At 70.1% G+C, this 9695-nt stretch carries 10 protein-coding genes and 4 pseudogenes; 7 read left to right on the forward strand and 7 right to left on the reverse strand.

Going from position 1 to position 9695, the window contains the following annotated elements; genetic code table 11:
- Positions 1–196: 196 nt before the first annotated feature.
- The gene (locus tag AB0D57_RS41365) at positions 197–799 is read left to right on the forward strand and encodes a hypothetical protein (protein WP_362086167.1); all 603 of its coding nucleotides are present in this window, start codon (positions 197–199) and stop codon (positions 797–799) included.
- Positions 800–963: 164 nt separating this feature from the next.
- On the opposite strand, the pseudogene AB0D57_RS41370 reads toward AB0D57_RS41365, so the two are convergent.
- Positions 964–1639 (reverse strand): annotated as a pseudogene (locus AB0D57_RS41370) (transposase); the annotation flags it as partial.
- 177 nt (positions 1640–1816) lie between these two features.
- Positions 1817–2572, reverse strand: coding sequence for a hypothetical protein (locus tag AB0D57_RS41375; RefSeq protein WP_362086170.1), 756 nt, complete (start codon positions 2570–2572; stop codon positions 1817–1819).
- Positions 2573–2721: 149 nt separating this feature from the next.
- Here AB0D57_RS41375 and AB0D57_RS41380 point away from each other — a divergent pair, with 149 nt between their 5' ends.
- On the forward strand, positions 2722–3789 hold the full coding sequence (locus tag AB0D57_RS41380; RefSeq protein WP_362086173.1) for an RNA ligase (ATP): 1068 nt from the start codon (positions 2722–2724) through the stop codon (positions 3787–3789).
- A 116-nt stretch (positions 3790–3905) separates the two neighbouring features.
- Here the strand turns inward: AB0D57_RS41380 and soxR are convergent, their stop codons facing one another.
- The gene (gene soxR, locus AB0D57_RS41385; RefSeq protein WP_362086176.1) at positions 3906–4415 is read right to left on the reverse strand and encodes a redox-sensitive transcriptional activator SoxR; all 510 of its coding nucleotides are present in this window, start codon (positions 4413–4415) and stop codon (positions 3906–3908) included.
- A 105-nt stretch (positions 4416–4520) separates the two neighbouring features.
- Here soxR and AB0D57_RS41390 point away from each other — a divergent pair, with 105 nt between their 5' ends.
- Positions 4521–4982, forward strand: a complete 462-nt coding sequence (locus AB0D57_RS41390) for a MaoC family dehydratase (protein ID WP_362086179.1) — start codon at positions 4521–4523, stop codon at positions 4980–4982.
- Between the two features lie 34 nt (positions 4983–5016).
- Here AB0D57_RS41390 and AB0D57_RS41395 read toward each other — a convergent pair whose 3' ends face one another.
- From AB0D57_RS41395 to AB0D57_RS41405, 3 genes and pseudogenes are all read right to left on the reverse strand, one after another.
- A complete protein-coding gene (locus AB0D57_RS41395; protein WP_362086182.1) occupies positions 5017–5643 on the reverse strand; it encodes a TetR/AcrR family transcriptional regulator in 627 nt (208 codons plus the stop codon).
- 93 nt (positions 5644–5736) lie between these two features.
- Complete coding sequence (locus AB0D57_RS41400) at positions 5737–6027, reverse strand: YiaA/YiaB family inner membrane protein (RefSeq protein ID WP_362086185.1); 291 nt, start codon at positions 6025–6027, stop codon at positions 5737–5739.
- A gap of 80 nt (positions 6028–6107) precedes the next feature.
- Positions 6108–6275, reverse strand: a pseudogene (locus AB0D57_RS41405) (acyl-CoA dehydrogenase family protein); the annotation flags it as partial.
- A gap of 12 nt (positions 6276–6287) precedes the next feature.
- On the opposite strand from AB0D57_RS41405, the gene AB0D57_RS41410 reads away from it, so the two are divergent.
- From AB0D57_RS41410 to AB0D57_RS41420, 3 genes are all read left to right on the forward strand, one after another.
- On the forward strand, positions 6288–6926 hold the full coding sequence (locus AB0D57_RS41410) for a TetR/AcrR family transcriptional regulator (protein ID WP_362086188.1): 639 nt from the start codon (positions 6288–6290) through the stop codon (positions 6924–6926).
- 70 nt (positions 6927–6996) lie between these two features.
- Positions 6997–7710: a winged helix-turn-helix domain-containing protein gene (locus AB0D57_RS41415; RefSeq protein ID WP_362086192.1), complete on the forward strand. Its 714-nt coding sequence runs from the start codon at positions 6997–6999 to the stop codon at positions 7708–7710.
- Positions 7711–7784: 74 nt separating this feature from the next.
- Positions 7785–8741, forward strand: a complete 957-nt coding sequence (locus tag AB0D57_RS41420; protein ID WP_362086195.1) for a DMT family transporter — start codon at positions 7785–7787, stop codon at positions 8739–8741.
- A 25-nt stretch (positions 8742–8766) separates the two neighbouring features.
- On the opposite strand, the pseudogene AB0D57_RS41425 reads toward AB0D57_RS41420, so the two are convergent.
- Positions 8767–9174: pseudogene (locus AB0D57_RS41425) on the reverse strand (MFS transporter); the annotation flags it as partial.
- 171 nt (positions 9175–9345) lie between these two features.
- Between AB0D57_RS41425 and AB0D57_RS41430 the strand changes: the two are divergent.
- A pseudogene (locus AB0D57_RS41430) lies at positions 9346–9695 on the forward strand (transposase); the annotation flags it as partial.

A 9695-nucleotide genomic window follows, 5' to 3' on the forward strand; every position in this document is an offset into this window, starting at 1 on the left:
CCCATCCCACAGCCGTTTCAACAGGTCTCTGACAGCGAGGGGAGGTAGGCCGGGGGGAGTTCGGAGAGTCGCTTATGGCGCTCATCGGAAATTGGATGGAGCCGAATCGCGTGTCGATACGTCTACTCGGCGACGTCCGTACGACGACGCCGAAGTGACCGAAGTACAGGTGCAGGTGTGACGGAGGTGCAGGGCGATGGCCGGTTTTCGGAGTCTGGCGAGACAGGTGCGCGATCCGAGGTGCGATCTGGCACTGCGGCGCTATTCACTGCGCAAGTGCCTTGAGCGGTTCGCCCCTTACGGACATCGGGCGACCTGGGACCATCTGAGTTCCCGGGCCGGGTTCGGCCCCGAGGACCGCTCACCCGATCCGGCGCGGCTCGTGGCCGCACTGGACGAGCTGGAGGAGGCCCGGTCCGTCTGGCTCGCCTACGAGGTCGAGTTCGCGCAGCGCCGCAAGAAGGAGAAGCACGACGGGCTGCGCAGGCCGGGCAGCGTGGACGACTGGCACCGGCTCACCTGGGGCGGTTTCGGCGTCGCATGGTGCGACGACCCGCGGATCCACCCCCACGAATCATTGGCCGAGGTACTGCGCCGGCTGATCGCCGCATTGGAGCGCGAGCCGGGCGCGAGCTGCCCGGTGTGCGCCGGTGAGCGCCTCACTTGGAAATACGACCTGGCCCACGAACCGTCCTCGGGCCCGGTCTGCACGGGCTGCGGAATTGTCGTACCGCGGCCCGTTCTGACACCCGAAGCCCTGGCGGAGGCCAGGCGCGGACGGCTGCTGGTGTCGGCGTGAGCGCTCCGCTGGGTTGAGCGGCTGGGAACGGGAACTGCGGGTGAGTCGTCGGCCGCGGTCTGTTCGTGGCTGGGCGCGCAGTTCCTCGCGCCCCGGTCGGGGCGCTGCGCCCACCGGGATTGTCAGTGGTGTCCGGCACTATCGAGGCATGGTGCAAGTCTGTGTCAACGACCCGGGAGTCCCGGGCTTGCACAACGGGCATCACTGGCAGTGACACTGCGTTTGCGTCCAACCCCACCCGAGCGTCTGCGCCGCGGTGGTGGGGCGGGGGCCGTTGACGGGTGCCCCGCGTCGCCACAACTCCCACGCACGGGCACGGATGTTGAGGGAGCCGTTCCGGTCTGCGTGCGCAACGACGCCGCAGGACCGGCACGCGAACCAGGCCTGTGAAACCCGGTTCGCCTTGTCGATGTGCCCGCATTCGGCGCAGGTGCGCGAGGTGTACGCCGGATCGACGTACACCACCGGCACCCCCGCCCGGCGGGCCTTGTACGCGATGAACTGCCCCAGTTGGGCGAAGGCCCAGCTGGAGTGGGTGGCCCGTTGGGGCTTGCGAAGCCGGACCCGTTCGCGGATGCCCGTCAGGTCTTCCAGGGCGATCCCGCGACCGGTGCGTTCCGCCTCGGCCACCACATGCTTCGCGATCTTGTGGTTGATGTCCCGCGCCCGCCGCGCCTCCTTGCGGCGCCGCTTCTTCAGCCGGCGCTTGGCGGACGCGGTGTTCTTTCCTTGCAGCTTGCTGCGGAGTTTCCGTTCCCGCGACCGGATGCGGTTCAGTTCGCGCCCGGCCATCATCTCGCCGTCGCTGGTGGTGGCGATGTTGACGATGCCCAGGTCGATGCTCGGGGGCGGGTGCTGGGCGATGGTTTTACGGGCACGGCCGGGGCGTGACGAGGACGGTGCGGTGCATCGCAAGGCGGAGCATGACCCGCGTACTGGGCGTACTCGGGTGATGCGACAACGCGGCGAGGTGCCGTGCCAGGCGTCGCGGACCCGGGGTGATCCAAACGACACCCCCTAGCGGGAGGTGCGGGGCAGGGTGAGGTGGAGCAGCTCGATGATGGTGTCGTCGTCGGTGCCGTACTCGGTGAGGCGGTCGACGGCATGGTCGACGAGCCACTGCTGGAGTTCGGCAACGAGGTCCTGGCGGTCGCACCAGAAGCCCAGCACGGTCGGGTCGTCCTGGAGGAGGTCGTCGAGGCGGGACTCGACGAAGCACTCCAGCAGCGCGTCCGCACGCCCGCCCCGGGGTTCAGCGGCCCAGAGTGCCAGCAGCGGCGTCACCCTCCCGGCCATGTCGGAGGCGACCTCCAGTACGTCGGCTACGGCGTGCGGCGACGAGTCGTCGCGCAGGAAGTCGAGCCACCAGGCCTCGATGAACTCCTCGATCGCCTCGGCCTGTCCGCGCGGCCAGTTGCGCCAGTCGACCCGCCCCAGTCCGCTCTGCGCGTAGCCCATGCCGCTGAACCGGCCTCCGGCGAGGTACGCGGCGAACTGCGGCAGCAACCGCCGTACCACCTCGTCGAAGTTGTCGATCAACCCCGGCGACTCGTGGAAGAAGTGCCGCATGAGGGAGTCGGGCAGAACCGCGTCGGGCGTGCGCAGCAGCGCGAGTTCGTCCGAGGTGTAGCAGTGCGGGCAGGCGGGCTCCTGGGAAAGGACGCGCATCCCGGCGAAAACGAACCGGACGCGGGCGACCGCCGCGTCCAGTCGCGCACGCGCCGCCTCCAAAGGCGACGAGGAGGACGAAGACGGGGAAGGGGACGAGGACATACGAGGTGATCCTGTCGGGGCTCCGGTCACCGGGCGTCGCGCCGGCCGAAGAGCCCGACGCTACCAGCAGCAAATCCGCTCGCTCCACCCCTTTCCACTCCGGAGAGTTGGGGGCGATGAAACCCAGCTGAGGTACTTGAGGAGTCCCGATGTCGACGCTGCGCGTCACCGCCGAAGTGCTGACCATCCACGAGCATCCGAACGCCGACGCGCTCGAACTGGCCCAGGTGGGCCTGTACCGAGCCGTCGTCGCCAAGGGCGCCTACCGCACCGGCGAGCACGCCGTCTACATCCCTGAGCAGTCCGTGCTCCCGGCCGAGCTGATCGAGGAACTCGGCCTGACCGGACGTCTCGCGGGCAGCGCGTCGGACCGGATCAAGGCCGTACGACTGCGCGGTGAGCTGTCGCAGGGGCTCGTGTGCCGCCCGAAGGCGCTGGCGGACGTCGACCTGGCGCGGGCCGCGGCGGACGGCACCGACTTCGCCGAGGTGCTGGGAGTCGTCAAGTGGGTGCCGCCGATCCCGCCCACCATGGACGGCGACGTCCAGTCCGCGCCCGATCTGCTGTCCTGGGTCGACATCGAGAACATCCAGCGGTACCCGGACATCTTCGCGCCGGGCGAGCCCGTCGTCCTGACGGAGAAGCTGCACGGCTCGGCCTGTCTGCTGACGTACCTCGCGGACGAGGACCGTGTGCACGTCTCCTCCAAGGGCTTCGGCGCCAAGTCCCTATCCCTCACCGAGGATCCGCGCAATCTGTACTGGCGCGCGGTCCACGGCCACGGGGTCGCGGCGGCCGCGGCCCGGCTCGCCGAGCGGCTCGGAGCGCGCCGGGTCGGCATCTTCGGGGAGGTGTACGGGGCAGGCGTACAAGACCTGTCGTACGGCGCCGACGGCCGCCGCGAGACCCTCGGCTACGCCGTGTTCGACGTGTCCGCGGAGATCGACGGCACGGTCCGCTGGCTGGACGCGGCGGCGCTGCTGGACGGCGAACTCCCGCTGGTGCCAAGGCTGTACGAGGGGCCGTACGACATCGATCGCGTCCTGGAGGTCGCCTCGGGGCGGGAGACCGTGTCCGGGCGGGAGCTGCATCTGCGCGAGGGCGTGGTGATCCGGCCGGCCACCGAGCGCTACAGCCCGGTGACCGGCGGCCGGGCCATCGCGAAGGCGGTCAGCCCGGCGTATCTGACGCGCAAGGGCGGCACCGAGTACGAGTAGACGGACGGAGAAGCAGTACGTGTAGTCAGCCGGACGGCGACAGGGTCCGCGTAATCGAACCGTCGAGTCGGACATACGTCGGGCATACGTCGGGCATACGGAGCCCGGGGCGCCGCTCAGCAGCAGTCCCTGGGCTCCTTCGGCCGCTCCGGCGGCTTCCGCTGTGCGGTGGCGCGTTCCACCATGAGCCGGGAGCCCGCCTGACGCTCGCCGAAGATGTCGTCCGGGTTGGACAGCACGCAGTTCTCCAGGGACAGACACCCGCACCCGATGCAGTCGGTCAGGTGGTCCCGCAGCCTGCTCAACTGCTTGATGCGATCGTCCAGTTCGGAACGCCATGCCTCCGACAGTCGGGCCCAGTCCTCGCGCGTCGGGGTGCGCTCCTCGGGGAGTTCGGCGAGCGCCTCGCGGATGGTGGCGAGCGGGATGCCGACGCGTTGCGCGGCCCGGACGAAGGCTACGCGGCGCAGCGCGTCCCGGTGGTAGCGGCGCTGGTTTCCGGTGGTGCGACGGCTGCTGATCAGGCCCTTGGACTCATAGAAGTGCAGGGCGGAGACGGCGGCGCCGCTGCGGGCCGACAGCTGGCCGACGGTCAGCTCATGGATCTTCTCAGGGATCTGGGGCACCTCTCCAACCCTACCCAGTTCGTCATGGGCCCGGTCCGTTGACATAGGCCCCGCATCCGACCATGCTAAGCAGTCGCTTAGACATTTACGCGGGAGGTCAGGGACATGGCAGAGCCGAGGATCTTCGAATCCGTCGACGAGCTGAAGGCGGCGGTGGGCGAGCAGTTGGGCCACACCGACTGGCTGGAGATCGACCAGAAGCGGATCGACCTCTTCGCGGAGGCCACGGGCGACCACCAGTGGATCCACGTGGATCCGGAGAAGGCGGCCGCGGGCCCCTTCGGCACGACCATCGCGCACGGCTATCTGACGCTGTCCCTGCTCCCGCTCTTCGGCCCGCAGCTGATCAAGGTCGAGGGTATGAAGATGGGCGTCAACTACGGGACGAACAAGGTCCGCTTCCCCGCGCCCGTGCCGGTGGGTTCGCGGCTGCGCGCCACCGCCACCATCACGGGCGTCGACGACGTGACCGGCGGCGTACAGGTGTCCGTGGCCTTCACCGTGGAGCGGGAGGGCGGCGACAAGCCGGTATGCGTCGCGGAGTCGGTGTCGCGGTACTACCTCTGAGGCGGCATCGCCTCCGAGGAGGGCCCCACGGGAGCTACCCCTTCACCCCCACCATCCGCAGCACGAGGTCGGCGTAGAGCGCGCCGACCTCGTCGGGCGTGCGGGGGCCGTTGACGTTGAACCAGCGCGCCACGTCGATGCAGAGCGAGAGCACGGCGACCGTGGTGCCCGGAACGTCCCGCACGTCGAAGTCGCCCGCCGTGACGCCGTCCTCGATGATGCCTCGCACGGCCGCGTCGGTCTGCCGCCGCAGTGCCACGATCTCGGCCCGCGCCTCGGGACCGAGTGCTTCGAGCTCGTACTGCACGACCCGCGCGGTGGTGTGCTGCCCGGCATGCCACCGTACGAAGGAGCGCACAGCGTCGGTGAGCCGCTCGGCCGCGCTGCCCCCGCCGGCCGCCGCGGTGCGCACGATGTCGAGCGCCTTGTCGTGCCCGATCCGGCTGATCCGGTGAAGCAGCTCTTCCTTGGTCTTGTAGTGGATGTAGAGCGCGGCGGGGCTCATGCCGGCACGGCCCGCGATGTCCCGGGTCGTCGTCGCGTGGTACCCGCGCTCGGCGAAGGCCTCCACGGCGGCGATGAGCAGCCGCCGGGCCGCGTCCGGGGTGACCTCGGCCCACGGCTGCATCTCGCCGCCGGCCGTCTCCTGCGCCGTACTCATCGCTGGTTCGCCCCTTCCACTGGCAGGGTGAACACCATACCCCTGAACCTGAGCGGGCGCTTAGATCCCCCGCTCAGGCCACGCGAAAGACCCTCAGAGCTTCTGGAAGGGGTCGTGGTCGGCGAGCAGCTTCTCCAGCCTCGCCTGATCGACCCGGCTGACGATCTGCCCGGCCTCCTGTCGGTCGCGGATGACCTTGGCCAGGGTGAAGGACGAGGTCACTAGGTAGAGGACGGCTATGCCGAGGAAGGCGCGCACCCAGGCGTCCGTCTCCAGGTTGAAGATGCCGAGCGCGGTCGCCGCCAGCGCGACGGCGAAGGAGGCGACGGCCTGGCCGTAGAAGGCGGCGGTGGACTGCTGCTTGACCGGTGTCTCACTGCTCATGGGGACCAGATTCGGCCCGTGCGGGCCGGGACGCATCCGTTCGGGTACTCAGCCGCGTACTCAGAAGGTCCCAGAGTGCCTCAGAAGCCCGAAACCCCTGTCGGTGCACGCCCGATGGGCAGCTTCTGGATCTGGCTGGTGCCCTCGTAGAGGGGCATCACGCGAGCGTCACGCAGCAGCTTGCCCGCCGGGTACTCGTCGATGTAGCCGTACCCACCGAGGAACTGGAGGGCGCTGTTCGCGGCCCTACTATGTGCGCCATGGCCCGACCGCGCAAGCCCCTCCTCAGCACCGACCGCATCGTCAGCGCGGCACGGGCCCTGGTGGACGCCGAGGGGCTGGCGGCCGTCTCGACGCGTCGGCTCGCCGCCGAACTGGGAGTGAGCGGGCCGTCCCTCTACAACCACTTCCGCACCAAGGACCAGATCCTCGAGGCGGTCGCGGACTCCGTGAGCGCGCAGGTCGACCTGTCGATGTTCGAGGACGGGCGGGACTGGCGTACGGCCCTGCACGACTGGGCCGTCTCCTATCGGGCGGCACTGCGCGACCACCCGAACATCGTCCCTGTCCTCGCGCGCGGGCCCGGGCGCCGGCCCGCCGGGCTCCGTCTCGCGGATGCTGTCTTCGGCGCGATGGTCGACGCCGGGTGGCCTCCGGCGCAGGCCACGTCGATCGGGGCGCTGATGCGGTACTTCATCATGGGGTCCGCTCTCGGCTCCTTCGCCGGTGGCTTCGTCGACGACGAAACGGCGTACGATCCCGCCGACTATCCCCACCTCGGGCAGGCCCACCTTCTCGCCGAACAGGAGGAGAAGATCGACGAGCGGGCGTTCGAGGTGGGGCTTACCGCGTTGCTGGACGGGTTGGCGGAGCAGTTCAGGAGGGTGGGACTGCAGTGACTTTGTTCGCCCCCGGCGCCCGGCAACCTTTCGGTGGGGACCGAAACGTTCCTGGCGCATGCTGGGCGGTATGACGAGGTCGAAGGATCCGGTGGCACCGGGATTGGCGGCGCTGGCCGGCCTGATCGCGGACGAGACCCGCGCCGCGTTCCTGCTCGCGCTGCTGGACGGCCGGGCCTGGACCGCCGGTGAACTGGCCCGGCACGCCCACGTCGCGCCCTCGACCGCGAGCGAACACCTCGGCAAACTCGTCGCGGGCGGCCTGCTCGCCGAGGAGCGACAGGGCCGGCACCGCTACGTACGGCTGGCCGGCACCCGCGTCGCCCAACTCGTCGAGGACCTCGCCGCCCAGGTCACCCCCGATGCCGCCCAACGCCCCCGCACGCTCCGGGAATCCAACGCCGGCTCCGCGATGGCCCGCGCCCGTACCTGTTACGACCACCTCGCCGGGCGACTCGGCATCACCCTCACCGACGCGCTCACCGACCGAGGGCTGCTCCGCCAGGACACCGGGTTCGCGCTCACGGACGCGGGCCTGCGGTGGTTCGACGAGGCAGGCATCAGCCTGAGCGGAGGCGGCCGCCGCCCTCTCACCCGTGCCTGCCTCGACTGGACCGAACGCCGCCCGCACCTCGCGGGCTCCGCGGGCGCGGCCCTGTGCCGGCACGCGCTGGACGCCCGCTGGTGCGTACGCATCGGCTCGGAACGCGCGGTCAAGGTCACTCCGGAAGGCGAGCGCGCCCTCGCGGAACTCCTGGGCATCGCGGCAGCGGCACTCCGTTGAACGACCGAGTCACCGAATCACCGCGTCCGAAATCCGCAAGCCACCACACCAGTCCGCTGCCTAGCATCAGGAGCATGATGAACGCCACCCCGCTCGCTCCCGCCCGCCGCACGGAACTGCTCGCCGCAGGCGCGGCGACCGTCACCGTCGTGCTGTGGGCCTCCGCCTTCGTGTCGATCCGCAGCGCGGGCGCCGCATACTCGCCGGGCGCGTTGGCACTCGGGCGGCTGCTGGCGGGAGCTGTCGCGCTGGGGGCCGTCTGTCTCGTCCGTAGGGAAGGGTGGCCGCCGCGCACGGCCTGGCGCGGGATCGCCATATCCGGGCTGCTGTGGTTCGGGCTTTACATGGTGGTCCTCAACTGGGGCGAGCAGGAGGTGGATGCCGGCACGGCGGCGCTGGTGGTGAACATCGGCCCGATCCTCATCGCCCTGCTCGGCTCCCGGCTGCTCGGTGACGCGATGCCGCCGCGGCTGCTGGCGGGCATGGGGGTGTCGTTCGCCGGTGCGGTCGCCGTGGGGCTGTCGATGTCCGGTGAGGGCGGTTCCTCGGTACTGGGGGTCGCCCTGTGTCTGCTCGCCGCCGTGGCCTACGCGGCCGGGGTCGTCGCGCAGAAGCCGGCGCTCGGCCGGGCGAGCGCGCTCCAGGTCACGACGTTCGGCTGCCTGGTCGGGGCCGTACTGTGTCTGCCTTTCGCCGGGCAGCTCGTCCGGGACGCGGCCGACGCGCCCGCCTCGGCGACGCTCAACATGCTGTACCTGGGCGTCTTCCCGACCGCGCTGGCGTTCACGACCTGGGCGTACGCCCTCGCCCGCACGACCGCGAGCCGTATGGGCGCGACCACGTACGCGGTGCCCGCCCTCGTGGTGCTGATGTCCTGGCTCTTCCTCGACGAGATCCCGGGGCTGCTCACGCTCGCGGGCGGCGCGCTGTGTCTGGCGGGCGTCGCCGTGTCGCGCTCGCGGCCCCGTACGCGAGCGGCCGTGGTTCTGGAGCGCACCCCGGAACCACGGCCCGAGCACGAACAGGCGTGACTGCACATCTGTTCGTGAGTCGGCATCAGCGTGATCGGGCCCTGTTCGCGAGGATTCTGATGGAGACGAGGGCGATCACCGCGAGCCCGACGATGTACGCGGACACGGACATCGACGTGTCGGTCGCCTCGAGGAGCAGCACCATCACGAAGGGGGCGAGTCCGCCGCCGAACACGGCCGCGATCTGGTAGCCGAGCGAGGCACCCGTGTACCGCATCTCGGGGGTGAACAGCTCTGCGAACAGGGCGGCTTGCGGCCCGTACATGATGCTGAGGAAGCAGCTCCCGACGAACGTGCCGACGGCCAGCCACAGCAGCGAACCGGTGTCGATCAGCAGGAACAGCGGCACGGCCCACAGGGCGATGCCGACCGCCCCGAGCGCGTAGATCCTGATGCGCCCGATGCGGTCGGAGAGCGCGGCCGACGCCGGTATCGCGGATGGCTGACGTTGCCAACAGCGGATCGGTTTGCCTGGGTGTTGCTGTGATCCTTGCGGTCTGCTCGGGCTGTTTTCGATTGCTGCGTGACCTTTGCGGGTGGGGTGCGTTGTGCATGTGAGTTCGATGATCGGACAACAGGTCGCAACGGGGCGGGGAGGTGGACGGTGCGGCGGAAGATCCAGCTGGGCGAGGGGGAGACGGAGCGCATCGCGTGTGCCTCGGCGTCCGCGTTCAGGGGCCTGGATACGGTGACCGGCGAGGTGTTGGGCGCCGGGGTGCTGGCGGGGCGGGTGGGTTGGCTGACGTCCCTTGTCGAGGCGCTGTGTACCGAGGTGACCTCGGCGCACTGGAACCGGCCCGACCTTGCGCAACTCGCCTCCGGGACCGACTTCTGCGGGGCCCGGCTGCCGTCGAACGCATGGATGGCCCTGCGCACCCTGGGATGGGGTGCGGTGGTGCCCGACGGGCTGTATGTGCCGGACCGGGTGCGCAGGGTGGCTGAGGAGCAGGCCGG

The sequence above is a fragment of the Streptomyces sp. NPDC048275 genome (genome assembly GCF_040652275.1).
Lineage (GTDB): Bacteria > Actinomycetota > Actinomycetes > Streptomycetales > Streptomycetaceae > Streptomyces.

Excerpts from the sequence above, each read along its gene's own strand:
- AB0D57_RS41365 (WP_362086167.1), top strand. The coding sequence starts at position 197 with ATGGCCGGTTTTCGGAGTCTGGCGAGACAGGTGCGCGATCCGAGGTGC.
- AB0D57_RS41375 (WP_362086170.1), bottom strand. The coding sequence starts at position 2,572 with ATGTCCTCGTCCCCTTCCCCGTCTTCGTCCTCCTCGTCGCCTTTGGAG.
- AB0D57_RS41380 (WP_362086173.1), top strand. The coding sequence starts at position 2,722 with ATGTCGACGCTGCGCGTCACCGCCGAAGTGCTGACCATCCACGAGCAT.
- AB0D57_RS41390 (WP_362086179.1), top strand. The coding sequence starts at position 4,521 with ATGGCAGAGCCGAGGATCTTCGAATCCGTCGACGAGCTGAAGGCGGCG.
- AB0D57_RS41395 (WP_362086182.1), bottom strand. The coding sequence starts at position 5,643 with ATGAGTACGGCGCAGGAGACGGCCGGCGGCGAGATGCAGCCGTGGGCC.
- AB0D57_RS41400 (WP_362086185.1), bottom strand. The coding sequence starts at position 6,027 with ATGAGCAGTGAGACACCGGTCAAGCAGCAGTCCACCGCCGCCTTCTAC.
- AB0D57_RS41410 (WP_362086188.1), top strand. The coding sequence starts at position 6,288 with ATGGCCCGACCGCGCAAGCCCCTCCTCAGCACCGACCGCATCGTCAGC.
- AB0D57_RS41415 (WP_362086192.1), top strand. The coding sequence starts at position 6,997 with ATGACGAGGTCGAAGGATCCGGTGGCACCGGGATTGGCGGCGCTGGCC.
- AB0D57_RS41420 (WP_362086195.1), top strand. The coding sequence starts at position 7,785 with ATGATGAACGCCACCCCGCTCGCTCCCGCCCGCCGCACGGAACTGCTC.